Source organism: Mycolicibacterium parafortuitum, from assembly GCF_002086815.1.
In the GTDB taxonomy this organism is placed as follows: domain Bacteria; phylum Actinomycetota; class Actinomycetes; order Mycobacteriales; family Mycobacteriaceae; genus Mycobacterium; species Mycobacterium parafortuitum.
In genome coordinates this window covers 156,504-179,306 of sequence record NZ_MVID01000005.1, presented here as the reverse complement: position 1 = coordinate 179,306, position 22,803 = coordinate 156,504, and the positions used below count along the sequence as shown (strand labels likewise).

General features: G+C 69.0%; 25 protein-coding genes. 12 read left to right on the top strand and 13 right to left on the bottom strand.

Annotation, left to right across the window (positions count from 1 at the left end; translation table 11 throughout):
• The first annotated feature begins 15 nt into the window (after positions 1-15).
• A complete protein-coding gene (locus BST38_RS09045; RefSeq protein ID WP_083142938.1) occupies positions 16-1,329 on the top strand; it encodes a sensor domain-containing phosphodiesterase in 1,314 nt (437 codons plus the stop codon).
• Here the strand turns inward: BST38_RS09045 and egtE are convergent.
• From egtE to mrf, 7 genes are all read right to left on the bottom strand, one after another.
• Entirely contained in the window at positions 1,316-2,416 is a 1,101-nt protein-coding gene (gene egtE, locus BST38_RS09040; RefSeq protein ID WP_083142937.1) for an ergothioneine biosynthesis PLP-dependent enzyme EgtE, read from the bottom strand. The genes BST38_RS09045 and egtE overlap by 14 nt on opposite strands.
• Positions 2,413-3,378 (bottom strand): L-histidine N(alpha)-methyltransferase, encoded by a 966-nt coding sequence (gene egtD / locus BST38_RS09035; RefSeq protein WP_083142936.1) that lies wholly within the window; start codon positions 3,376-3,378, stop codon positions 2,413-2,415. The genes egtE and egtD overlap by 4 nt, the downstream gene beginning before the upstream one ends.
• Before the next feature lie 19 nt (positions 3,379-3,397).
• Positions 3,398-4,081: an ergothioneine biosynthesis protein EgtC gene (egtC, locus tag BST38_RS09030; RefSeq protein WP_083142935.1), complete on the bottom strand. Its 684-nt coding sequence runs from the start codon at positions 4,079-4,081 to the stop codon at positions 3,398-3,400.
• The gene (gene egtB, locus BST38_RS09025) at positions 4,074-5,363 is read right to left on the bottom strand and encodes an ergothioneine biosynthesis protein EgtB (protein ID WP_083142934.1); all 1,290 of its coding nucleotides are present in this window, start codon (positions 5,361-5,363) and stop codon (positions 4,074-4,076) included. Before egtB ends, egtC begins: the two co-directional genes overlap by 8 nt.
• The gene (egtA, locus tag BST38_RS09020; RefSeq protein WP_083142933.1) at positions 5,360-6,634 is read right to left on the bottom strand and encodes an ergothioneine biosynthesis glutamate--cysteine ligase EgtA; all 1,275 of its coding nucleotides are present in this window, start codon (positions 6,632-6,634) and stop codon (positions 5,360-5,362) included. The genes egtB and egtA overlap by 4 nt, the downstream gene beginning before the upstream one ends.
• Before the next feature lie 102 nt (positions 6,635-6,736).
• The gene (locus tag BST38_RS09015) at positions 6,737-7,393 is read right to left on the bottom strand and encodes a sensor domain-containing protein (protein ID WP_083142932.1); all 657 of its coding nucleotides are present in this window, start codon (positions 7,391-7,393) and stop codon (positions 6,737-6,739) included.
• Between the two features lie 8 nt (positions 7,394-7,401).
• The gene (mrf, locus tag BST38_RS09010; RefSeq protein WP_083142931.1) at positions 7,402-8,514 is read right to left on the bottom strand and encodes a ribosome hibernation factor-recruiting GTPase MRF; all 1,113 of its coding nucleotides are present in this window, start codon (positions 8,512-8,514) and stop codon (positions 7,402-7,404) included.
• Positions 8,515-8,616: 102 nt separating this feature from the next.
• Here mrf and rpmB point away from each other — a divergent pair, with 102 nt between their 5' ends.
• Genes rpmB through rpsR form a run of 4 tightly spaced genes read left to right on the top strand, consistent with a single transcriptional unit; the run spans position 8,617 to position 9,558 of the window.
• A complete protein-coding gene (gene rpmB, locus BST38_RS09005) occupies positions 8,617-8,853 on the top strand; it encodes a 50S ribosomal protein L28 (protein ID WP_083142930.1) in 237 nt (78 codons plus the stop codon).
• Entirely contained in the window at positions 8,853-9,017 is a 165-nt protein-coding gene (rpmG, locus tag BST38_RS09000) for a 50S ribosomal protein L33 (RefSeq protein ID WP_083142929.1), read from the top strand. Before rpmB ends, rpmG begins: the two co-directional genes overlap by 1 nt.
• On the top strand, positions 9,017-9,322 hold the full coding sequence (gene rpsN / locus BST38_RS08995) for a 30S ribosomal protein S14 (protein WP_083142928.1): 306 nt from the start codon (positions 9,017-9,019) through the stop codon (positions 9,320-9,322). The genes rpmG and rpsN overlap by 1 nt, the downstream gene beginning before the upstream one ends.
• Positions 9,319-9,558 carry a 30S ribosomal protein S18 gene (gene rpsR, locus BST38_RS08990; protein ID WP_083142927.1) on the top strand — a complete coding sequence of 80 codons (240 nt, stop codon included), beginning with the start codon at positions 9,319-9,321 and terminating at the stop codon, positions 9,556-9,558. The genes rpsN and rpsR overlap by 4 nt, the downstream gene beginning before the upstream one ends.
• A gap of 4 nt (positions 9,559-9,562) precedes the next feature.
• Here rpsR and BST38_RS08985 read toward each other — a convergent pair whose 3' ends face one another.
• Entirely contained in the window at positions 9,563-11,005 is a 1,443-nt protein-coding gene (locus BST38_RS08985) for a catalase (protein WP_083142926.1), read from the bottom strand.
• Positions 11,006-11,145: 140 nt separating this feature from the next.
• Between BST38_RS08985 and BST38_RS08980 the strand changes: the two genes are divergently transcribed.
• Positions 11,146-11,355: a hypothetical protein gene (locus BST38_RS08980; RefSeq protein ID WP_133057215.1), complete on the top strand. Its 210-nt coding sequence runs from the start codon at positions 11,146-11,148 to the stop codon at positions 11,353-11,355.
• 3 nt (positions 11,356-11,358) lie between these two features.
• Here BST38_RS08980 and BST38_RS08975 read toward each other — a convergent pair whose 3' ends face one another.
• The 4 genes from BST38_RS08975 to BST38_RS08960 form a co-directional block, all read right to left on the bottom strand.
• Positions 11,359-11,784, bottom strand: a complete 426-nt coding sequence (locus BST38_RS08975) for a hypothetical protein (RefSeq protein ID WP_083142924.1) — start codon at positions 11,782-11,784, stop codon at positions 11,359-11,361.
• A 145-nt stretch (positions 11,785-11,929) separates the two neighbouring features.
• Positions 11,930-13,033, bottom strand: a complete 1,104-nt coding sequence (locus BST38_RS08970) for a DUF4185 domain-containing protein (RefSeq protein ID WP_083142923.1) — start codon at positions 13,031-13,033, stop codon at positions 11,930-11,932.
• Positions 13,034-13,039: 6 nt separating this feature from the next.
• A complete protein-coding gene (locus BST38_RS08965; protein ID WP_083142922.1) occupies positions 13,040-14,086 on the bottom strand; it encodes an aspartate-semialdehyde dehydrogenase in 1,047 nt (348 codons plus the stop codon).
• 2 nt (positions 14,087-14,088) lie between these two features.
• Positions 14,089-15,354, bottom strand: coding sequence for an aspartate kinase (locus BST38_RS08960; RefSeq protein WP_083142921.1), 1,266 nt, complete (start codon positions 15,352-15,354; stop codon positions 14,089-14,091).
• Positions 15,355-15,460: 106 nt separating this feature from the next.
• Here BST38_RS08960 and BST38_RS08955 point away from each other — a divergent pair, with 106 nt between their 5' ends.
• Positions 15,461-16,048: a nitroreductase family protein gene (locus BST38_RS08955; protein WP_083143001.1), complete on the top strand. Its 588-nt coding sequence runs from the start codon at positions 15,461-15,463 to the stop codon at positions 16,046-16,048.
• On the opposite strand, the gene BST38_RS08950 is transcribed toward BST38_RS08955, so the two are convergent.
• The gene (locus BST38_RS08950; RefSeq protein ID WP_083143000.1) at positions 16,026-17,009 is read right to left on the bottom strand and encodes a bile salt hydrolase; all 984 of its coding nucleotides are present in this window, start codon (positions 17,007-17,009) and stop codon (positions 16,026-16,028) included. The two genes, BST38_RS08955 and BST38_RS08950, sit on opposite strands and share 23 nt — an antisense overlap.
• A gap of 148 nt (positions 17,010-17,157) precedes the next feature.
• On the opposite strand from BST38_RS08950, the gene BST38_RS08945 reads away from it, so the two are divergent.
• The 5 genes from BST38_RS08945 (at position 17,158) to BST38_RS08925 (ending at position 22,788) form a co-directional block, all read left to right on the top strand.
• A complete protein-coding gene (locus BST38_RS08945) occupies positions 17,158-18,411 on the top strand; it encodes an ammonium transporter (protein WP_083142920.1) in 1,254 nt (417 codons plus the stop codon).
• 112 nt (positions 18,412-18,523) lie between these two features.
• A complete protein-coding gene (glnT, locus tag BST38_RS08940) occupies positions 18,524-19,831 on the top strand; it encodes a type III glutamate--ammonia ligase (RefSeq protein WP_083142919.1) in 1,308 nt (435 codons plus the stop codon).
• A gap of 34 nt (positions 19,832-19,865) precedes the next feature.
• Positions 19,866-20,774 (top strand): class II glutamine amidotransferase domain-containing protein, encoded by a 909-nt coding sequence (locus tag BST38_RS08935; RefSeq protein ID WP_083142918.1) that lies wholly within the window; start codon positions 19,866-19,868, stop codon positions 20,772-20,774.
• Positions 20,762-21,445: a GltB/FmdC/FwdC-like GXGXG domain-containing protein gene (locus BST38_RS08930; protein ID WP_083142917.1), complete on the top strand. Its 684-nt coding sequence runs from the start codon at positions 20,762-20,764 to the stop codon at positions 21,443-21,445. Before BST38_RS08935 ends, BST38_RS08930 begins: the two co-directional genes overlap by 13 nt.
• 8 nt (positions 21,446-21,453) lie before the next feature.
• The gene (locus BST38_RS08925) at positions 21,454-22,788 is read left to right on the top strand and encodes an FMN-binding glutamate synthase family protein (RefSeq protein WP_083142916.1); all 1,335 of its coding nucleotides are present in this window, start codon (positions 21,454-21,456) and stop codon (positions 22,786-22,788) included.
• Positions 22,789-22,803 lie beyond the last annotated feature (15 nt).

The window sequence follows — 22,803 nt, the reverse complement described above, 5'->3', positions numbered from 1 at the left end:
GAGAATGGCGTGACCATGGGCACGCTCCGCCGCCCGCCCGACCCGAGAGAAGACATCATCCATCCCCCACGTCCGAGCGACGCGACGGACCTGCTCGATGCCGCGGTCCGCGGAGAGGGTCTGGTCCCCGCGTTCCAACCCGTGGTGTCGCTGCCGGACGAGACGGTGGTCGGCTATGAGGCGCTCGCACGCTGGCCGTCACTGCACCATCCGTCCCCGGCCGACGTGTTCGCCCACGCCGCCGCGACCGGACGGCTCGACATGCTCGACCACGCGTGCATCCGGTCCGCCGCGCACGCGGCACTCGAATCACCTTCTGCGGCAGGGATGCTGCTGTTGCTCAACTCCGAACCGGTCGCCGCGGGCATGGAGGTACCGCCGGAGTCCGCGGTCGCGGAGGCGGCCCGCACCTTCACGCTGATGTTCGAGCTGACCGAGCGCGGCCTGCTACGGAATCCGCCGGCATTGCTGCACAAGGTCGCAGCGCTGCGTTCCTGCGGGGTGCGCATCGCCCTCGACGACATCGGCGCGCACCCCGACTCGCTGGCGCTGCTCGACATCATCTCCCCGGATGTGATGAAGATCGATCTCGGACTGGTCCAGCGCCAACCCGACCAGCTGCAGACCCGCATCATCGCCGCGGTCATCGCGCACCACGAGCGCACCGGCGCGGTGATCCTGGCGGAGGGCATCGAGACCGACGAGCACCTGGAGCAGGCCCTGGCCTACGGCGCGACCCTCGGTCAGGGCTACCGCTTCGGCCGTCCCGGACCCCTGGCCACCGCACCCGATCCGGCGATCCTGCCGCGGTTCGCGCGATCGACCGAACGCCGCGACACGCTCGTCGACGACCGCGACCGCGCGCTCACCAAGACCCCGTTCGAGATCGCCACCGCGGCACACAGCGCGCGCACCGTGCGCAAACGGACCCTGATCGAGATGTCACGCCACATCGAACGGCTCGCCGCAGCCGCCGACAGCGCGCCGATCGTGCTGTTCACCCTGCAGAGCCAGGACAACTTCCGCGGCGAGACCCGGCACAACATCACCATGCTGGCGAAGCGGTCGCCGCTGGTAGTGGCCTTCGCCGTGAACGCGCCGCGAGACGCTGCCCACCGCGTGCAGTGGGTCGACATCGACGCCGGCGACCGCATGGCACTGGAATGGACCATCGTGGTGCTCGGTCCCGACACCGCCGCGGCACTGGTCGCCCGCGAACTGGAACCACCCGGACAGGGTGTCGAGAACGACCGCAGATTCGCCGCGGTCATCACCTTCGACCGGGACCGGGTGGCCGCGGCCGCGCGCAGCCTGCTCAACCGGGCGTGACCGCCGACAGCGCTTCGGCGACCGCGGCCAGATCGGCGTCGGTGACGTCGACGTGCGGCGACACCCGGAGCGCGGGGCGGGTCAGCTCCCGCGGCGCGCGCTCCACCCCGAGGTAGGTCGTCACGATCGCGTGCTCGTCGATCAGCCGGGCCCGCACCACCTGCGGGTCCACCCCCGGCGGCGGATAGAGGGTGGTGATCGCGCTGGGTTCGTCGTGGTGTTCCCGCACCCGCCAGCCCGGCACGTCGGCGAGCGCCGTCCGGGTGGCGGCGCCGACCTCCCGCAGCCGCGCCTGCATCGCCGCCGGCCCGACCGCCATGTGTTCGCCGAGCGCGACCGAGAAACCCACGTGCAGGCCGACATTCGTCTCGACATGGCCGATCCGCTCCCGGGTCGCGTCCGACAACACCCCGGCCCGGGTGACCAGCACACCGACCCCGCGCGGACCCGCGGTCCACTTCCGTGACGAGGAGTAGACGGCGTCGGCGCCGGTGTTCGCGACGTCGACGTGGGCGAATCCCTGTGCGGCGTCGACGAACAGCGGGATGTCGTGGCCGCGGCAGGCCAGCGCCATGTCGTGGACGGGCTGGACGACCCCGCTGTGGCTGCCCAGCACCGTGAAGTGCACCAACGCCGGCGGACGGTGTGCCAGTGCGGCGCCGATCGCGTTGACGTCCAACCGGCCGTACTCGTCGACGGGCAGCACGCGGATGTCGAACCCGTGCCGGGCCATGATGGCCAGATTGGGCCCGAACTCACCGGGCAGGCACGCCACCGTGCGCTCCCCCGTCCAGTCGCCGAGCAGGATGTCGAGCGCGTGGTTGGACCCGGTGGTGAATGTGACTCCGGCGTCGGGCATTCCGGTCAGCGCGCGCACCGCCGCGCGACCGGCGTCGAGCACCGGGGCGGCGGCTTCCGCGGCGACGTAGCCGCCGACCTCGGCTTCGTGGCGGGCGTGCTGCGCGCAGGCGTCGATGGTCGCGAAGCTCTGCCGCGAGCACGCCGCGCTGTCGACGTGCACCCCGGCGGGGGCCGGCCGCGCCGCACGCCAGGTCTCGGCCAGCGTCGTCGGATCGGACCGGCTCATTTCGCCGCCAGGGACAGCCCGAAGTCTCCCGCATCGTCTGTCCACCAATGGGTTCGGCGCAGACCGGCCGCGGCGAGTTCCGCCTCGACACCGGACGGCCGGAATTTGCACGACACCTCGGTCAGCATCTCCTCCCCGTCGGCGAAATCGACGTCGAGCGCCAGCGCGGCGATGTGCACCCGTTGCGCGCGGTCAGACCGCAGCCACATCTCGATGCGCTCCTCGTCGGGGTTCCAGACCGCGACGTGGGTGAACGCGTCGACGTCGAAGTCCGCGCCGAGCTCCCGGTTCACCACGGTGAGCACATTGCGGTTGAATCGCGCGGTGACGCCGGCGCTGTCGTCGTATGCCCGCACCAGACGGCCGGTGTCCTTGACCAGGTCGGTGCCCAGCAGCAGCGTGTCGCCGGGTTGCATCATCTCGGCCACCGACGCCAGGAACTCCGCCCGCGGGCCAGGTGTCAGATTCCCGATCGTCGAGCCCAGGAACGCCACCAGACGCCGTCCCGTCCGCGGGATCTTGCCCAGGTGTTCCTCGAAATCGCCGCACACTGCGTCGATCTCGATGCCCGGGTATTCCTGCTCGATCGCCGCGCCCGCGGCCTGCAGCACGCTGGAGTCGACGTCGAACGGCACGAAGCGGCGCAGCGATCCACGCTCACTCAGGGCGTCGAGCAGCATCCGCGTCTTCTCCGAGGTGCCGCTGCCCAGTTCGACGAGCGTGTCGGCACCCGAGGCCTCGGCGATCTCACCGGCCCGCGCGCGCAGGATCTGCGCCTCCGCACGGGTCGGGTAGTACTCCGGCAGCCGGGTGATCTGGTCGAACAACTCGCTGCCGGTGGCGTCGTAGAACCATTTGGGCGGCAGCGTCTTCGGCTGTTGGCTCAGTCCGTGGCGGACGTCGCGACGCAGCGCCTCGTCGGCGGCGTCGGCGGCGAGGTAGTTCGCCAGGGAGAACGTCATCACGATCCTTTCAGCGGTGTCATGTCAGCGGTGTCATGCGCACGCGGGCGTCCGCGACCTCGACCAGGTGCCGGTCCGGGACCTCCTGCCAGCCGGGGTCGTCGTCGTAGGGCTCGCTGGCCAGCACCACACCGTCGTCGCGGCGCAGCACCGACAAGGTGTCCCCCCACGTCGTCGCGACCAGCCGGGACCCGTTGGCGGCCAGGATGTTCAGACGCGCGTTCGGGTCGTCGGCGGCGACCGAGGCGACGGTGCCGCCGAGGTCGTCCATGCCGCGATCGAAGATCAGCGCGGCCAGCAGTGCGCTGTCGTTGGTGGATTCCGCGGTCCGGGAGGTCGGTAACACGGCACGGTCGACGAGCCCGTTGTGCGACAGCAGCCAGGTCCCGTCGGTGAACGGCGCGGACGCGGACGCCTCGATCGGCATACCGACGCTGGCCGACCGCACCGCGGCCACCAAGCAGGTGCTCGACAACGCGGGCGCGACCGACGCGAACGACGCGTCGCCCCACAACGGAGCCGCGCTGCGCCACCGCCGCGGCACGCCGGCGTCGAAAAAGCCGACGCCCCAACCGTCGGCGTTCATCAGGCCGTGCTTCTGCCGCCGCGGCGCGTAGGACTGCACCAGCAGACCCGACGGCGGGTCGAGGACCAGCGCGGCGACCGAAGTCGACTCGCCGAGCCACGCCAGATGCCTACACATCCCACGCCAATCGGAGGCCGGAGAAGATCTGCCGACGGATCGGATGGTCCCAGTTACGGAAGCTGGGCCGCAGGATGCCGGCGGCGACGGCCCACGATCCGCCGCGCAGCACGCGGTACTCGCCGGAGGCGGTGCCGTCGAAGAACGGCTCCGAGTACTGCCGGTAGACCATCGGGGTGAACCCCGGCCACGGCCGCAGCGGCGAACTCGTCCACTCCCAGACGTCGCCGAGCATCTGTTCCGCGCCGTAGGCCGACGCCGATGCCGGGTAGGCGCCGACCGGTGCGGGGCGCAGCGCGTCGCCGCCGAGATTGGCCAGGGCGGCATTGGGTTCGGTTGCCCCCCATGGGAACCGGCGACGGGCACCGAGGTCCGGATCCCACGCGCAGGCCTTCTCCCACTCGATCTCGGTCGGCAACCGTGCACCCGCCCACGCGGCGTAGGCCTCGGCCTCGTAGAAGGTGATGTGCTGGACCGGTTCGTCCCCGGGAACGTCCTCGACGTGGCCGAACCGGGTGCGGGTCCCGTCGGGGTTCCAGAACAGCGGTGCGGTCAGCCCGGCCTGGTGCCGGTGCGCCCAGCCCGCCTCCGACCACCAGCGCCGCTGCCCGTATCCGCCGTCGTCGACGAACTGCCGCCACTCGGCGTTGGTGACCGGGACCCGGCCGATCCGGAAGGCCGGCACGTCGACGCGGTGCGCGGGTCGTTCGTTGTCCAGCGAGAACGGCTCGTCGACCGCGTCGACGCCGAGCACGAACTCGCCACCGGGCACCAGCACAGATGTGCCCGCCACGCCGGCGCGACCGGCCGGCAGTCCGGCACCACGGTCGAGCAGCGGTGCCCCGGTGCGCAGGTTCAGCGCCTGCAGCATCGTCTCGTCGTGCTGGTTCTCGTGGCTGATCACCAGCGCGTAGCTGAACGCGTCGGGGTGGTCGTCGGCCAGCGCGTCCAGCCGGTCGAGCGCCTTCCCCCGCACCGTTGCGCAGTAGTTGCGCGCGTCCGTCGGCGGGAGCAGCGGAAGGTTCACCCGCGCGGCGCGGGAGTGCACGAACGCGTCGTAGAGGTCGTTGATCTCAGGGGTCAGCAGGCCGGCGCGGTGCGGGTCCCCGCCGCGCAGCAGCCACAGCTCCTCCTGTTGCCCGATGTGGGCGAGGTCCCAGACCAGCGGGCTCATCAGCGGGTCGTACTGACGGCGCAGCTCGGCGTCGTCGAAGTCGACCAGACGCAGCGTGCGGTTCCTGGCCCTGGTCAGTTCGTCGGCGAGCGTCTGCCGCGTCGTCACATCTCTCCTTGTGCCAGTTGGGTGACCGCGCGCGCGATCCCGTAACGCACCGCGCGGTCGGCGAAATCGTCGGCCGGACTGCGTCCCTGTTCGACCGAACGCGCGAGCAGCGACATCGATTCCTCGAGCGCGGCCGGGACGCGTTCGGCGGCCGCCTGCACGCACCGCAGCGCGGCGGTGTGCAGTCTGCGGTCCTCGAGGCCGAGCTGGGCGGCGCGGTCCCACGCGGTGGCGACCGGCTCGGTGGCCTCGGCGGCGGCATCGGCCGCGGCGGGGTCGTCGAGCAGGGTGGTCAGCATGAACACCACCGCGGGCCAGGTGTCCTCGGGCACGCTGTCGAGGTAGCGCACCTCCAGGAAGCCGCGCGGGCGCACCGGCGGGAACAGGGTCGTCAGGTGATAGTCCAGGTCGGCCATCGTGGGTCTGCGGCCGTCGAGCAGTACCCGCCCGTCGGCCCAGTCGGCGAACGGCACCCACTGGCTCACCGGAACCGCGTCGGGGGTGTGCACCAGCATCACCGGCGCGCGCAGCGCGTAGCGCGCCCAGTCACTGGCCGGGTCGTCGCCGTCGGCACCCAGGATCGGACCGCACCGCGCGTCGTCGAGTTCGCTCCAGACGAGTTGGCGGGTGGAGCGCCAGCCGGTGAATTTGCCGCCCAGCACCGGCGAGTTCGAGGCGATGGCGATCATCGTCGGCCCGAGCGCGTGCGCCAGCCGGACCCGCCGCGCCCAGTCCGCGCGGGGTCCGGCTTCCAGGTTCACCTGCACCGACGCGGTCGACGTCATCATCGCCGCGCCCGCCTCGGGGGTCCCGCTGTCGTGGAAGAACCGTTCCATCGCCGCGTACCGCGCTCCGGGGTTCACCCGCTTGGCCGAGCGCAGCGGGTCCGCGCCGAGCAGCACCAGCCCGAGCCCGGCCTGCGCGAAGCCCGTCCGCAGCACCGACCGGTCGGCGGTCATCGCCGCCGCCGCGGCGGAGGTGCCGGCCAGCGGCGGGCCGGACAGCTCGACCGCGCCGCCGGGCTCCACGGTGACCCGGCTGCCGCCGGGCAGCGTCGGCAGCCCGGCGATCACGGCGGACAGCTCATCCCATCCCGGCCTGCGCCGCGGATCGGCCAGGTCGAAACAGTGCGCCTCGATCTCCAGTCCCACCGGACCGACCGGCGCGTCCGTCAAACACGTGTCGGCGATGTGGCGCGCGGCATCTTCAGCGCTGGTCAGCGGGTCCATGCCATGCTCGACGACACCGTCGGATGCCATCGTCCGGGCCATAGCCACCCCCTCCGGGTGCGGAACGATCGCTGCGTCTCTACCCATCTTCCAGAGCCGACCGACAAAGTCTGCTGTTTTACTCAGTGACTTGTCGGTGACGTCCTACTGGCCAAGCGTGTTCTGCATGGCGCCGGCGAGCACGTTGACCGCCGGGCCGCCGTTGCCCGACTGGCACACCTTGGCCTGCAGCAGCACGTTCTCCCGCACCCGGGACGTCACGAAGCAGCGCCGGTCGGTGCCCGCCTCCTGCTTGACCCAGTTGGCCTCGGTCGCGCTGGTCGGCCCGCCCGTGAACGTCCACACCTGCGTGGTGAAGTTGTCCAGGTGCATCGCGGTGGTCTGGCCGGCACAGCCGACGGTCCGATCCACCTGCCGGTGGAACGCGCGGTTCGCCGCGTCGGTGGTCGCGAACACCCCGACCGCCTGTTTCACCAGGTGCGTCGCGTCCGTCGGCGACTCCTGCGCGACGGCGCCGCTGAACGAGGCCAGGTCGGGGTCGTTGTACACCTCGGGTAGCCCGATGTCGGCCCAGTTGTTGCACGCCGGGGTGTCGACGTAGAACGCCTGGAACGGCGCCGCGAACGTGGTCTCGAAACCCATCCGTGCGCCGACGATGTTGCCGACCGAGCCCTTGTTCAACACGGCGTAGTTCACGACACCGGGATCCGACGGCCGCGCGTGCGCGGGGCCCGCCGACGCCAGTGCCGCACCGAGGGTTGCGCCGACCGCGAGCAGTCGCACGGTCACTTCGATGCCCATTCACCCGATCATGCCAGCCGCGCCTCCTCGGCAAGCCAGTCGCCGAACGGATCCTCGTAGCGCCGCCAGTCCTGCGGCCGCGCCATCTCGGCGTCGGTGAGCAGGGCAGCGCGCAGAGCATCGGCGATCTGCGCTGGGTCGGCGCCGCACACCAGAACCGTCATCGACGTGTGCCGGTCGCCGTGCCGGTGCTCCCAGATCAGGTCCGCCATCGCCCTGCGTTCGGAGCCGACATAGGCGATCTCGCGAGACGTCATGGCGGCCAACCACTTCCCGCCCGCGGAAATGCGCAGGCCACCACCCGCGGTCTCCAACCACATGGCCTTCTCCGGCGTGTTCGCCAGCCACAGCCGCCCTCGGCTGCGCACGACGCCCTCCAGCAGCAGATCGATGGCCGAATGCAATCTGTTCGGGTGGAACGGGCGGCGCGCCTGGAACTCGACGATCTGGACGCCGCCCGCCGCCTCCAGCGGTGGCTGACCGGACAGCAGGGATCCGTGGATGTCATCGCTGCGGCCCCGGCGACTGTCCCTGTCGAGGTTGGCCAGTGCGAGAGCGAGCTGTTCGGTACCGACCGTGATACGGGCCTTCGGCGCCAACCTGCGGGCAACGGCCAGCGTATCGGCGTGCGGTTCGGTGAGGACGACGACGTCGGCGAATTCGACCTGGGCCACCACGACTTGGGCGACAGTACGCCCGTCGTCGAGTTCGTCGTCCCCGAGTGCCTGGTCGAGCCACCCTGCGGCGTCAATGCCCGTGACGACCGCCGAGACCGTGACCTCGCGCGCGGCCGGCGAATGGCGAAGCGCGAAACAGACCGGCTCCGGTTCCAGATACGGCCCGAGCCGCACCACGATTCGGTCGACATCCGGCCGGCGGTGCAGTTTCCGTAGGTGCTGGATCAGATCGTGTCGCACGGTGCACGACACACAGCAGTTGGTCAGTTCCAGGACGGCGTGGGCCTCGACGGTGATGCCGTCCCGCAGCAGCGCGGTGCTGCGGTGCACGACATGACCGTCGAAACGGTGCTCGACCAACGCCGCGCCCGGGCTGTCCAGTAGTGCCCTGGCGATCTCGCCGGTGTCGCTCTGGCCGCTGACGACGACGACGGGTGTACGCATCCTCGCTCCTTAATGGGAATGATTTTCATTAGGCGGGGGTTCACGCTACAGTCCAGACCGGACCTTGTCGAAAATCATTTTCATCTAGCAGAGAGGAGTGCCGTGTCCGCGCACTGTCAGGTCACCGGACGGAGGCCGGGTTTCGGCAACGCGGTGTCGCATTCGCACCGCCGCACCCGTCGTCGCTGGGATCCCAACATCCAGCGCAAGACCTACTACCTACCGTCGGAGGGCCGCAGGATCACGCTGCGCGTCAGCGCGAAAGGCATCAAGATCATCGACCGCGACGGCATCGAATCGGTGGTGGCTCGCCTCCGCCGGGAAGGACAGAAACTCTGATGGCACGCAATGAGATCCGGCCGCTCGTGAAACTGCGCTCTACCGCGGGCACCGGCTACACCTACGTCACCCGCAAGAACCGCCGCAACGACCCGGATCGGATCGTGCTGCGCAAGTACGACCCCGTCGTCCGCAGGCACGTCGATTTCCGCGAGGAGCGCTGATGGCCAAGAAGTCCAAGATCGTCGCGAACGAGCGCCGACGCGCCATCGTCGCCCGCCACGCCACGCGTAGGGCCGAGCTGAAAGCGGTCATCTCCTCGCCGTCGACCCCGGCAGACGCCCGGGCGGCCGCGCAGTCCGAGCTGAACCGTCAACCGCGCGACGCGAGCCCGGTGCGCGTGCGCAACCGGGATGCGGTCGACGGCCGGCCCCGCGGGCACCTGCGGAAGTTCGGTCTGTCACGGGTGCGGGTCCGCGAGCTCGCCCATCGGGGTCAGTTGCCCGGCGTCCGGAAGTCGAGCTGGTGAAGCGCGCCAGGCGGGCGGCGCCGCTGCCGAAGAAGCGCCGAAACTTGTTCGACCAACTCGGCATCGAGCGCGTCGACTACAAGGACACATCCACGCTGCGGCAGTTCCTCTCCGAGCGCGGCAAGATCCGCTCCCGCACGGTCACGGGTCTCACCGTCCAGCAGCAGCGCCAGGTCACGGTCGCCGTCAAGAACGCCCGCGAGATGGCGCTGCTGCCGTATCCGGGTCAGGGGTAGCCGGTCAGCTGCCGCGCACGCCCTCCTCGACCTTCTTACCGAGATCGGGGTCCACGTTGCGCCAGTACTCGAACACCCGCGACAACACCGGCTCCCGCACGCCCTTCGACACATGGCCGATGATGTTGTGCGCCAAGCGTTCCCGTTGGGCGTCGTCGAGGACATCCCGGACCAGGGTGCCTGCCTGGCCCCAGTCGGAGTCGTCGGACCGCAGCGCATAGGCCGAGCGCACCATGTCCCCGTCAGAAGCCCAGTGCACCTCCGATGCGCGGCGAGTGTCGACTTCCGGGCCGCCCATCGAATTGGGTGTGTACACCGGGTCGGTGACGTTGCGGATCCGCATCGCACCGTCCTTCGAGTACGCGTTCACCTCGACGTGCGGCTCGTTGACCGGGATCTGCTTGTAATTCACCCCGAGGCGGGCACGGTGGGCGTCGGAGTAGGAGAATCCCCGCGCCAACAGCATCTTGTCCGGGCTCAGACCGGTGCCCGGCACGATGTTGTTCGGCTCGAACGCCGCCTGCTCGATCTGGGCGTGGTAGTCGACGACGTTACGGTTCAACGTCATCCTGCCGACCTCGTGCAGCGGGTAGTCACCGTGCGGCCACACCTTGGTCAGGTCGAACGGGTTGAAGCGGTACGTCTTGGCGTCCTCGAACGGCATGATCTGCACGTGCAGCGTCCAGCTTGGGAAGTTGCCGTCCTCGATCGCGGTGTACAGATCACGTTGGTGGTAGTCACCGTCCTCGCCCGCCAGCCGGTCGGCGTCCTCCTGGGTCAAGAAGTCGATGCCCTGGTCGGTCTTGAAGTGGTACTTCACCCAGAACAACTCACCGCTGTCGTTGAGCCAGCTGTAGGTGTGGCTGGAATAGCCGTTCATGTTGCGCCACGTCTTCGGGATGCCACGATCCCCCATCAACCACGTGACCTGGTGCGCCGATTCGGGTGAGAGCGTCCAGAAATCCCACTGCATGTGGTGATCACGAAGGTTGGTGGCCTGCATGCGCTTCTGGCTGCGAATGAAGTTCTGGAACTTCATCGGGTCGCGCAGGAAGAACACCGGGGTGTTGTTGCCGACCATGTCGAAGTTGCCCTCGGAGGTGTAGAACTTCAGCGCGAAGCCGCGCGGGTCACGCCAGGTGTCCGGGCTGCCCCGCTCACCGGCCACCGTCGAGAACCGGGCCAGCATCTCGGTTTTCACACCCGGCTGCAGGAATGCCGCCTTGGTGTAGGCACTGACGTCCTGGGTCACCTCGAACTGGCCGAAAGCGCCACCGCCTTTGGCATGGGGCTGCCGCTCGGGGATGCGTTCACGGTTGAAGTTGGCCATCTGCTCGATCAGGTAGTGGTCCTGCAGCAGGATCGGCCCGTCGGGTCCCACGGTCAGCGAATGTTCCACGCTGGGGGCGGGGGCGCCGGCGTCGGTCGTCGTGTACTTCTCGGGCATTTCTCTCCTCACGAAGGGCAGCACCGGTGGGCTGAAGGCCGCCGTCTTCGACGACGGGGTACCCGAAAGTGGCGTGGGCCATCCACAATGCGAACCGCTCAGGTCACCGGCGACGCGTCCTCGTCCAACGCGCAGTCGCGGTGCAGGTGGTCTCGGAGCGCGGCGACGACGTCGCGGGACGCCGCACCCATGGCCGCAGCCGCTGCGGGCCGAGCACGTCGACGAAGAACTCGCGGACCCGTTGCGCGTTCGTCAGCGCCCGTGATCTGGCGTCGGTGCGTGAGCTCAACCCCGAGTTGCAGTCCTTCCGCGACTGGCTGTCATCGCACGCCGGCGAGATCCGCGTCTGACGCTCAGGGGCGCGGCTGCGCCGTGGGCGCCGGCTGGTTCGGGGAACGCGGCGCGTCGATCATCGGTCCGCCCGGTCCGAATGGCCCGGCGAAATCGGGGCCACGGTCGAAGCCGCCCCGCGGTGGTCCCATCGGGAATCCGGCCGGTCCGCCGTGGACCATCATGGGTCCGCGGTGGGGGCCCGACCCGCCGCCGTCGAGGCCCTTGCCGACCAGCACCCCCGCCCCGAAGATCACCGCCACGACGAACAACGAACCGGCGACGATGCCGACCCAGGCCGCCGCCTTGTTCAACTTGCTCGGCTGAGACTGCACGTAGGCCGGGGGCGCCGCCGGCGGCCAAGGGGGGACCGCCGCCGGCGGCGCTGTCAGGACGGGGCCCGTCACCGGTTCGGACCGGTCGGGCCGCTCAGGTGTCACATCGCTCATGAGGTCGATGGTGCGCCGCGATTTCCGGCGGACGTTAGGTGAGCGCTGTGAATCAGCTATGAGCGCTTCGCCCGCCTCCGCCGAATCTGAAGTAGATGCTCAATTCCGGCGCGAAGTTCGCGCACAACTTCAGACTCGACGCCTGTCACCAGGGCTTGTACGGGTTCACCGCGTACTGGATGACGCGGTAGGGCGTGCCGCCGCGCGGGGTGGTGTTCCACTGGCTGACGAACACCCGCACCGCATCCGGCGTCGAGCCCGGCGAGATGTAACCGCCGTAGGGCTGGGCGAGTCGATTGTCATGGGCGGGGGGCAGCACGTCGGCGGGGTCCGGCCACGGCGCGGCCACCACGACCGTCGTCACCGGCGCCGTCCCGAGCTGCGTCGGGTCGGCGGCCACCCGGATCTCCATGTTGCCGGTGCTCGCATTGAAGTACGACAGCATCGCCATACCGTCGATCTGGCGGACACTGATCTCCCCGACCCGCTCGTCCCACAGCGGCACCGGTTCGCCGCCCCACCCGGATCCGGTCCAGCCCTGCCACGCCGCCCGGTTGGTGAAGCTCTGCGGCGTGGCCCGGTACAGCACGACGGGGCCGCTGCGGTCGAAGCTGTTGGCGACGATGTACACCCAGCCGCGTTCGGATTCCGCGGTCGGGATCGGGTTGTAGTAGCCGCTGATCTGCGTCTGTCTGCCCCCGGCGTACTCAGCGGGGCGCTCCGAACCGGGCACGGTCTTCCAATTACCCTGTCCGGCTTCGGCTTTCACCAGTCGCGAGCGCTGCGGCACCAGCTCGCGGGTGGTGGTCACGAGCATCCAGTTCTCGCGGTTGATCTCGATGATCCCGGCGGGCAGCTGCGATTCGCCCGGCGGGGTCGGGTCGGCCAGCAGCCGGGTGCCGACGCCCGTCACGCCGTCGTAGCGGATACCCGCGGGGTCCTCCAGCGAGCCGTCCACGACGTGCAGCGCGATCGGCGAAAACCAGCCGCCGAAGCCGACCCCCTGCCCGGCGAAACTGTCACCGCAGACCTGCAGGATCCCGCTCGGGAACTCCATGAATTCGCACAGGTCGGTCGCCCCGACACCGTAATCGGCTGTGGCTGTTCCGGTGCCGGCGGCAGCAGCGATCCGCAGCACCTGCCCCGGCATCAGTGGCGGCAGCGCGACCGGAGTCGCGGCGGCCGGTGACACCGCATTCCAGCAGAGCAGCGCCGAGAGCACGCCCGCGGGAATGCGATGTCGGCGCAACGGTCTCTACAGTTGGGCGGCCAGCAGTTCGGCGATCTGGATGGTGTTGAGCGCCGCGCCTTTTCGCAGGTTGTCGCCCGAGACGAACAACGCGAGCCCGCGTCCGTCCGGGACGCCGGGATCTTGGCGGATCCGCCCGACCAGTGAGTCGTCGGCACCGGCTGCGGCCAGCGGTGTCGGCACGTCCGCCAGTGTCACACCCGGTGCGCTGCTGAGGATCTCGGTCGCGCGTTGCACCGACAGCGGCCTGTCGAACTCGGCGTTGATCGACAGTGAGTGTCCGGTGAACACCGGGACGCGCACGCAGGTGCCCGACACCAGCAGTTCCGGGATGCCCAGGATCTTGCGGCTCTCGTTGCGCAGCTTCTGGTCCTCGTCGGTCTCACCGGAGCCGTCGTCGACCAGCGCACCGGCCAGCGGGATCACGTTGAACGCGATCGGCGCGACGTACTTGTTCGGCGCCGGGAACTCCAGCGCGGAACCGTCGTGCACCAGCGCCTCGGCGCCGTCGATGACGGCGCGTGTCTGCGTCGCGAGCTCTTCCACGCCGGCCAGGCCACTCCCCGACACCGCCTGGTAGCTCGAGACGATCAGCCTGGTCAGACCGGCCTCGTCGTGCAGCGGCTTGAGCACCGGCATCGCGGCCATGGTGGTGCAGTTCGGGTTCGCGATGATGCCCTTGGGAAGGGACCGAGCGCCGTTGGCCACGTCCCTTTCGAAGTTCACCTCCGAGACGACCAGCGGAACGTCGGGGTCCTTGCGCCACGCCGAGGAGTTGTCGACGACGACGGCGCCCGCGGCCGCGAAACGCGGAGCCTGCACCCGCGACATCGTCGCGCCCGCCGAGAACAGCGCGATGTCCAGCCCAGACGGGTCGGCGGTCTCGGAGTCCTCGACCTCGATCTCCTGTCCGCGGAACTCCAGCTTCTTGCCCGCCGAGCGCGACGATGCGAAGAACCGCACTTCGGTGGCGGGAAAGTTGCGTTCCGCCAACAGGGCTCGCATGACCTGGCCGACCTGTCCGGTCGCGCCCACGACACCAATGCGCACCATAACTATCGTCCCGTTCCCGCGTACACGACCGCTTCCTCGTCGCCGCCGAGGCCGAACGCCTCGTGCAGCGCGGCGACCGCACGGTCGAGCTCGGTGTCCTTGATGAGCACCGAGATCCGGATCTCCGAGGTGGAGATCAGATCGATGTTGATGCCCGCGTCCGCCAGCGCCTCGCAGAACGTCGCCGTCACACCGGGGTGCGAGCGCATCCCGGCCCCGATCAGCGACACCTTGCCGATGTGGTCGTCGTAGAGCACCCGGGTGAACCCGATCTCGTCCTGCAGCGAGGTGAGCTTCTCCACCGCGACCGGTCCGCTCTCCCGCGAGCAGGTGAACGTGATGTCGGTCTTGCCGTCCTCGACCTTGGAGATGTTCTGCAGCACCATGTCGATGTTGATGTCGACCTCGGCGCAGGCGCGGAACACCCGCGCGGCGTAACCCGGCACGTCGGGCAGACCGACGACGGTGACCTTGGCCTCGCCTCGGTCGTGGGCGACTCCGGTCAGAATGGCGTCTTCCATGGGGATGTCCTCGATCGATCCTTTGACGATGGTGCCTGGCTTGTCCGAATAGGACGACCGGACGTGGATGGGCAGGTCGAAGCGGCGGGCGTACTCGACGCAGCGCAGCATCAGCACCTTCGCACCGGCCGCGGCCATCTCGAGCATCTCCTCGAAGGTGACGGTGTCGAGCTTGTGCGCGTTCGGGACGATGCGCGGGTCGGCGCTGAAGATGCCGTCGACGTCGGTGTAGATCTCGCAGACGTCCGCGTTGAGCGCCGCGGCCACCGCGACCGCGGTGGTGTCCGAGCCGCCGCGGCCCAGCGTGGTGACGTCCTTGGTGTCCTGGCTGACGCCCTGGAACCCGGCGACGAGCACGATCTGGCCCTCGTCGAGCGCGGAGCGCAGCCGCGTCGGTGTGACGTCGATGATCTTCGCGTTGCCGTGCGTACCGGTGGTGACGACGCCGGCCTGCGATCCGGTGAACGACCGGGCCTGCGCACCGAGCGACTCGATCGCCATCGCGACCAGCGCGTTCGAAATGCGCTCACCGGCGGTCAGCAGCATGTCGAGCTCGCGCGCGGGCGGTGCCGGGGAGACCTGCTTGGCCAGGTCGAGCAGCTCGTCGGTGGTGTCACCCATGGCGGAGACGACGACGACGACGTCGTTACCCGCCTTCTTGGTCTCGACGATGCGCTCGGCCACACGTCGGATCCGCTCGGCGTCCGACACCGAGGATCCGCCGTACTTCTGTACGACGAGCGCCACTGAAGAACCTTTCCGAAGCCGGGGAGATCCCATAAAGGATAAGGGCTGCGCGCACCTGGTTTTCCCCGCCGGTGGCTCGACGGTGATCGGCGGTAACCTGCACCACATGTCCGACCGCTCGGCCGTGACCTCCGTCCCACTGCATCCGCCGATCGCCGGCCGCTGGAGTCCGCGGGCGTTCGACCCCGCCGGCGAGCTGGGCGGCGACGACCTGACCGCGGTGCTCGAAGCCGCCCGCTGGGCCCCGACCTGGGGTGCGCGCCAGCCGGTGCGGTTCGTCGTCGGGGTGCGCGGGGACGAGACGTTCGCGACGCTGGGCGGGCTGCTCCGGCGCGGGAACAGCTACGCCAAGGCCGCGAACGCGCTGGTCCTGCTGTGTTCCGACGAGGGCGAGGACGAGCGCACCAAGCTGTACTCGAGCGTCGACGCCGGTGCCGCGATGACCAACCTGATCATCGAGGCGGTCTCGCGCGGGTTGATCGCGCACCCGATGGCAGGCTTCGACGTCGCGGGCGCCGCCGCCGCCTTCGGGCTGCCCGACACGTTGCACCCGCTGGTGATGGTCGCGCTCGGCCGGCTCGCGGACTCCGCGGACGTCGACGCCGAGATCGCCGCGCGCGACGCCCGGCCCCGGGAACGGCTGCCGCTCGACGAGGTGGTGCTGCGCGGACCTACCCGAGCCCGAGGAACGTGAACGGCTCGGTGGGCGCGAAGCTGCCGCTCGCGTCGCCGGCGTAGACGGTCTTCTCCCCTTCGCCCAGCGGCAACTGCAGCGCCGGGGCGCCTTCGCTGAAATCCAGGTTCTTCAGCTCGACCCAGAACGTGTTCGGCGAGAGCGCCGACTCGAAGAAGTAGCGCAGCGACTTGTGGTCGATGACGGTGCGCCACCGCGTGCTGGAGATGTTGGGCTCCTCGGCGGTCGCGATCCCGTACGGCACGGACGCGTTGCGCACGACGCTGAACACGGTCGCGGCCGCCAACAGCGGATCGTCGGTCTTGGGCACCGCGTTGATGTAGAACGACGCGCGCACGAACCGGTCGGCGGCGCGGTTGGTGCCGGGCAGCATCACGGTGCCGCCGATCTCGTTCCAGTACTCGGTGATCGCGAGTTGCTTGTCGAAGATCGGCGAGTTGGTCATCACCTGATAGTCGCGGCCGTGGTGGATCACCTGCTCGCCGTCGATGTACTCGACGATGGCGCTGTCTCCGGTGGCATCCGACATCGCCAGGTGCACGGTCGCCATCCGCTCCTGCCCGGGCACCTCGGCGGTGACCACCCGCAGCGGCGTCGCGGTCAGCGCGGCCACGGCCTCGGCGACCGTGGCGAAGTTGTCGAGCACGTACTGCGCCCACAACGAGATGGCCAGCGCCGGACGGTCCCCGGTGTTGTCGGGGTACTGGGATTCGGCGAGCCAGAGCAGGTTCGCCGCCAGGCCGGCCTCGTTGAGACCGTCGGTGGTGGAGATGTCGTAGCCGGTCGCGACGACGCTGCCGTACTTGGCGGTCCACTCGACCGAATCCGGTCCGGCCTGCCCGGTGCGCTTCACGCCGCGGGGCAGCGCCCACAGGTTCGTCCCGATCTCGACCTTCCAGTCCATCGAGCGTCCGGTCACGATCCGATCCCCGTCGCCCAGGTAAACCACGCGTGTGCACATGGCGATCACCGTAGTGCCAGTACACAGGTTTCTGACAGAAGCTCGTTACCCCCCTGCAACGAATGACGACGCCCCACGTAACAGAGGCGGCAGTAACTGTCCGGTGAACGGCTCCGCGTCGGGGCCTCACATGCAGGAGGAACAACCAATGGATACAGGGACCACCGCGTTCATTCTGTGTTGCATCATCGGCCTCACACTCATGATCCCCGGCCTGGCGCTGTTCTACGGCGGCATGGTGTCGGTGAAGAGCTCGACCAACATGATGATGATGACGTTCGGCGCGGTGGCGCTCGTCGGCGTGCTTTGGGTGCTGTTCGGCTTCTCGATGGTCTTCGGCACGTCCTACGGCGGGTTCGTCGGCAGCTTCACCGAGTTCGCCGGGATGACAGATCTTTTGGAGTCCCAGACAACGATCGCCGGGCTGCCGGTGAGTTTGTTCGCCCTGTTTCAGGCGCTGTTCGCGGCGATCACCGTCGCGCTGATCTCGGGCGCGGTCGCCGACCGGATGAAGTTCGGCGCCTGGATGTTGTTCGCCGCAGTCTGGGCCGTGCTGGTCTATTTCCCGGTCGCGCACTGGGTTTTCGCATTCGACGGCGTCGTCACCGAGAACTCGGTCGGCGGCTGGATCGCCAACCAGCTCAAGGCCATCGACTTCGCCGGCGGTACGGCGGTGCATATCAACGCCGGTGCCGCCGCGCTGGCCGTCGCGATCGTGCTCGGAAAGTCCGCGATGTTCGGTCAGGCGCGCAAGCCGCACAACGTGCCGCTGACCCTTCTCGGCGCCGGCCTGCTGTGGGCCGGCTGGTATGCGTTCAACGGCGGATCCGCACTGGCCGCGGGTAATTCCGCGGCCATCGTGATGGTCACGACCTTCGTGGCGACGTGCGCTGCGACGCTGGCCTGGCTTGCGGTCGAGAAGATCAAGGACGGTCACGTGACGGGCGTCGGCGCCGCTTCCGGCGCGATCACCGGCCTGGTCGCGATCACCCCGGCCTGCGGTGCGGTCACCCCGATCGGGGCGATCTTCGTCGGCGGCATCGCGGGAGCGATCTGCGTGTACGCCGTCGGCTTGAAATCGAAGTTCGGCTACGACGACTCCCTCGACGTCGTCGGGGTTCACCTCGTCGGCGGTGTCATCGGCACCCTGCTGATCGGCTTCTTCGCCAGCGAGGGCATGCCGAACGCCACCAACGGATTGCTGTACGGCGGCGGCGTGGAGCAGCTGTGGAAGCAGGCCGTAGCCGCGTTCGCCGTGATGGCCTACTCGTTCCTGGTGGCCTTCGCCATCGCGTTCGTGATCAAGAAGACGATGGGCATCCGGATCTCCCCCGAGGACGAGGAGAGCGGCATCGACGCCAAGTTCCACCGGGACGCGGCGTACGAGCTGCAGACCATCTGACCAGCACGTCGGCGGCCGGTACGGACCTTCAAGGACCGCGCCGGCCGTTCGACATGCGGGCTGTTTCACTCAGTGATACTTTGATTCACAACAAGAGACAAAGGTGACGCACATGCCTCAAGACCTCGCCGCCCTGGCCGAACAGTCGGGGACCAAGTTCATCCTCGCCTTGTTCGTCGATCTGCGCGGAAAGCCCTGCGCCAAGCTGGTTCCCGTCGAGGCCGTCGACCTGCTGGCCACCGAGGGCGTCGGCTTCGCCGGCTACGCCGTGGGCGCGATGGGTCAGGAACCCAAGGACCCCGACCTGATGGCGATCCCGGATCCGGAGTCGTTCACGCCGATCCCGTTCATCAAAGAGGGCCTGGCGATCGTGCACTGCGATCCACACGTCAACGGGCAGCCGTGGCCGTACGCGCCCCGGGTGATCCTGAAGTCGCTGATCCAGAAGTGCGCCGACGCCGGTTTCGAACCGTGGGTCGGCGCCGAGGTCGAGTATTTCCTGTTGTCCCGCAACGACGACGGCAGCGTCTCGGTCGCCGACACCGCCGACACGGCGTCGCAACCGTGCTACGACGCGCGCGGTGTCACCCGCATGTACGACCACCTCACCGCCGTCTCCACCGCGATGAACCAGCTCGGCTGGTCCAATTACGCCAACGACCACGAGGACGGCAACGGTCAGTTCGAACAGAACTTCAAGTTCGCCGAGGCATTGGTCACCGCCGACCGCGTCATCACGCTGCGCTACCTGCTGTCGATGATCGCCGCCGAGCGCGGGATGATCGCGACGTTCATGCCGAAACCGTTCGGCGACAAGACCGGCAACGGACTGCACTTCCACCTGTCACTGACCAGCGCCGGCACCCCCGTCTTCCCGGCCGAGGACGACGATCGCGGGCTCGGATTGTCCGACACCGCATACGGGTTCATCGGCGGCATCCTCGAGCACGCGTGCGCACTGCAGGCCGTCGTCGGGCCGACGGTCAACTCCTACAAGCGCACCGGCGCCGTCGCGACGTCCTCAGGCGCGTCCTGGGCGCCGCGCCTTCCGACCTACGGCGGCAACGACCGCACCCACTACATCCGGGTACCGGATTCCGACCGCATCGAGATGCGCGGTGGCGACGGCTCCGCCAACCCGTATCTGGCGATCGCCGCGGCGTTGGGCGCCGGTCTCGACGGCATCAAACGCAGCACCGATCCCGGCGGGGTCGGTCAGGGCGTCAGCACCACCCCCCTGCCCGCCACGCTGCTGCACGCGGTCGAGGCCTTCGAGACCGATCCAGTGGTCACCGGTGTGCTCGATGCCGCGGGCGAAGGTGTCGCGGCCTACTTCGCCAACGTCAAACGCGACGAGTTCTTCGCCTACCACAGCTCGGTCACGCCGTGGGAGATCGACAACTACCTCACCGCGTTCTGACACCGATCACGTTCGATACGAGAGGAATTCATCCATGTGTGGGATCGTCGGGCTGCATCTGCGGACACCCGATCTCTACCCCCGGCTCGGCGAACTGCTGACCGGCATGCTGTGCGAGATGGGTGACCGCGGCAGCGACTCCGCCGGCGTCGCCGTCTACGGCGACCCGAGCTGGTCACCCCCCGGGCGCGGATGCGTGTCGCTCGCCGACCTCGGCACCGGGGTGCTCGAGGACGCGACACAGGTGGCCGCCGCGGTCGGCGCCGAACTCGGCGGGGACGTCGACGGTGTCGCGGTCGGCGTCAGCTTCGTGCTGTCCGCCGACGTCGACTCCGAGGTGCTGTTGGCCGCGGTGCGCGCCGCCTATCCCCAGGCGATCATCGCCGGATTCGGGTCCGACATCGCGGTTCTCAAGGGCGTCGGGCACCCCCGCGCCCTCACCGACGGCTGGGGGCTGGCCGGGGCGCAGGGCTGGCAGGGTGTGGGTCACACCCGGATGGCCACCGAGTCGGCGGTGACGCCGGCCGGCTGTCACCCGTACGCCGTCGGCCCGGGCCAGTGCATGGTGCACAACGGATCCTTCGCCAACCACGCGACGATCCGGCGCGAGCTGCGCGCCGAGGGTGTGGTGTTCGACAGCGAGAACGACACCGAGGTCGGGGCGCGGTTCATCGCCAAACAGCTGGCCGAGGGCCGTGACATCGAGAGTGCACTCAAGGAGCTGTGCGCCACGTTCGACGGCTTCTACACGCTGCTGGTGTCCAACCGCGACTCGTTCGCGGTGGTGCGTGACGCGATCGCGTGCAAGCCGGCCGTGATCGCCGAGACGGCCGACTGGGTCGCGATGGGCAGCGAATACCGCGCCCTGGCAGGGCTTCCCGGCGTGGAGAGCGCCAAGATCTGGGAACCGGAACCCGAGGTGGTGTACGCATGGCAGCGTTGACATACGACCTTCGCACCACGTCGCTGCGCGAGGTCAACACCGCGTTGCACGCGCCAGACCTGGACGGCGAGATCGTCATCGAACATCCCGCGGGTGCTCACAACGTCGCGGTCGGCCTGAACGCGCCCGTGAATGTCACCGTGAAGGGCCACGTCGGCTACTACGCCGCGGGGATGAACCAGCAGGCCGAGGTAATCATCGACGGCAACGCGGGCACCGGGGTCGGCGAGAACATGATGAGCGGCTCGGTGTGGGTGAAGGGCAACGCGTCCCAGTCCGCGGGGGCCACCGCACACGGCGGTCTGCTGGTCGTCGACGGCGATGCGGCGGCCCGCTGCGGTATCTCGATGAAGGGCGTCGACATCGTGGTGGGCGGCAACGTCGGTCACATGAGCGCGTTCATGGCTCAGGCAGGCAGGCTGGTGATCCGCGGGGATGCCGGGGAGGCGCTCGGCGACTCGATCTACGAGGCCCGGCTGTACGTGCGCGGCGACGTCGCGTCGCTCGGCGCCGACTGCATCGCCAAACCGATGCGCGAAGAACATCACCGTGAACTCGAATACCTGCTCAAGACCGCCGGTTTCGAAGGAGACAGCACCAGCGACTACACCCGCTACGGGTCGGCACGCTCGCTGTACCACTTCCACGTCGACAACAGCTCTTCGTATTAGGACTTCTGATGACCTACACCAGTGACGATCGCGCGCGCCTCGGGCTGCGTGAGTCGGCGACCTTCGACCGCGCCACCATCGCCGCGATCCAGCGTGCCGCCGACACCGGCATCTACGACATCCGCGGCTGGGGCGCCAAACGTCCGCTCCCCCACTTCGACGACCTGCTGTTCCTCGGCGCGTCGATGTCGCGCTACCCGCTCGAGGGCTACCGCGAGCGCTGCGCCACCGATGTGGTGCTCGGTGACCGATTCGCCAAACACCCTCTGCACCTGGAGATCCCCGTCACGATCGCGGGGATGAGCTTCGGTGCGCTGTCGGGTCCGGCCAAGGAGGCCCTCGGCCGCGGCGCCAGTGAGGTCGGCACGTCGACCACCACCGGCGACGGCGGGATGACGCCCGAGGAACGCGGCCAGAGCAAGTACCTCGTCTACCAGTACCTGCCGTCGCGGTACGGGATGAACCCCGACGATCTGCGCAAGGCCGATGCGATCGAGGTCGTGCTCGGCCAGGGCGCCAAACCGGGCGGTGGCGGAATGCTGCTGGGCCAGAAGATCTCCGAGCGGGTTGCCGGGATGCGGACCCTGCCCGAGGGCATCGACCAGCGGTCGGCCTGCCGGCACCCCGACTGGACCGGCCCCGACGACCTGACCATCAAGATCAACGAGCTCCGGGAGATCACCGACTGGGAGAAGCCGATCTATGTCAAGGTCGGGGCCACCCGCACCTATTACGACGTGAAGCTCGCCGTGCACGCCGGCGCCGACGTCGTGGTGGTCGACGGGATGCAGGGCGGCACCGCCGCCACCCAGGAGGTCTTCATCGAACACGTCGGCATCCCGACGCTCGCGGCGATCCCGCAGGCCGTTCAGGCGCTGCAGGAACTGGGCGTGCATCGTAAAGTCCAGTTGATCGTGTCGGGCGGCATCCGCAACGGCGCGGATGTTGCCAAGGCACTCGCTCTGGGCGCCGACGCGGTCGCGATCGGTACCGCCGCGCTGATCGCCCTCGGCGACAACCACCCGCGGTATGCCGCCGACTACGAGAAGCTCGGCAGCGCAGCGGGTTTCTACGACGACTACCAGGACGGCCGGGACCCGGCCGGGATCAGCACGCAGGATCCGGAGCTGGCCGCGCGGTTCGACCCGATCGCCGGCGGGCACCGGTTGGCGAACTACCTGCGGGTGCTGACCATGGAGGCCCAGACCATCGCGCGCGCCTGCGGCAAGTCGCACGTGTGCCATCTCGAACCCGACGACCTCGTCGCGGTCAGCATCGAAGCGGCCGCGATGGCGCGCGTCCCGCTGGCGGGCACGGACTGGATCCCGGGGCAATCCCGATGAGCGCTCGCGCGAAGA

Coding starts and splice junctions, on each gene's coding strand:
- BST38_RS09045 (WP_083142938.1), top strand. CDS start 16: ATGGGCACGCTCCGCCGCCCGCCCGACCCGAGAGAAGACATCATCCAT.
- BST38_RS08925 (WP_083142916.1), top strand. CDS start 21,454: ATGACCTACACCAGTGACGATCGCGCGCGCCTCGGGCTGCGTGAGTCG.
- BST38_RS08945 (WP_083142920.1), top strand. CDS start 17,158: ATGGATACAGGGACCACCGCGTTCATTCTGTGTTGCATCATCGGCCTC.
- egtC (WP_083142935.1), bottom strand. CDS start 4,081: ATGTGTAGGCATCTGGCGTGGCTCGGCGAGTCGACTTCGGTCGCCGCG.
- BST38_RS08930 (WP_083142917.1), top strand. CDS start 20,762: ATGGCAGCGTTGACATACGACCTTCGCACCACGTCGCTGCGCGAGGTC.
- egtD (WP_083142936.1), bottom strand. CDS start 3,378: ATGACGTTCTCCCTGGCGAACTACCTCGCCGCCGACGCCGCCGACGAG.
- glnT (WP_083142919.1), top strand. CDS start 18,524: ATGCCTCAAGACCTCGCCGCCCTGGCCGAACAGTCGGGGACCAAGTTC.
- egtA (WP_083142933.1), bottom strand. CDS start 6,634: ATGGCCCGGACGATGGCATCCGACGGTGTCGTCGAGCATGGCATGGAC.
- BST38_RS08985 (WP_083142926.1), bottom strand. CDS start 11,005: ATGCCCGAGAAGTACACGACGACCGACGCCGGCGCCCCCGCCCCCAGC.
- BST38_RS08935 (WP_083142918.1), top strand. CDS start 19,866: ATGTGTGGGATCGTCGGGCTGCATCTGCGGACACCCGATCTCTACCCC.
- BST38_RS08965 (WP_083142922.1), bottom strand. CDS start 14,086: ATGGTGCGCATTGGTGTCGTGGGCGCGACCGGACAGGTCGGCCAGGTC.
- BST38_RS08955 (WP_083143001.1), top strand. CDS start 15,461: ATGTCCGACCGCTCGGCCGTGACCTCCGTCCCACTGCATCCGCCGATC.
- BST38_RS08975 (WP_083142924.1), bottom strand. CDS start 11,784: ATGAGCGATGTGACACCTGAGCGGCCCGACCGGTCCGAACCGGTGACG.
- rpmG (WP_083142929.1), top strand. CDS start 8,853: ATGGCACGCAATGAGATCCGGCCGCTCGTGAAACTGCGCTCTACCGCG.
- BST38_RS08950 (WP_083143000.1), bottom strand. CDS start 17,009: ATGTGCACACGCGTGGTTTACCTGGGCGACGGGGATCGGATCGTGACC.
- mrf (WP_083142931.1), bottom strand. CDS start 8,514: ATGCGTACACCCGTCGTCGTCGTCAGCGGCCAGAGCGACACCGGCGAG.
- BST38_RS09015 (WP_083142932.1), bottom strand. CDS start 7,393: ATGGGCATCGAAGTGACCGTGCGACTGCTCGCGGTCGGCGCAACCCTC.
- rpsN (WP_083142928.1), top strand. CDS start 9,017: ATGGCCAAGAAGTCCAAGATCGTCGCGAACGAGCGCCGACGCGCCATC.
- egtE (WP_083142937.1), bottom strand. CDS start 2,416: ATGAGCCGGTCCGATCCGACGACGCTGGCCGAGACCTGGCGTGCGGCG.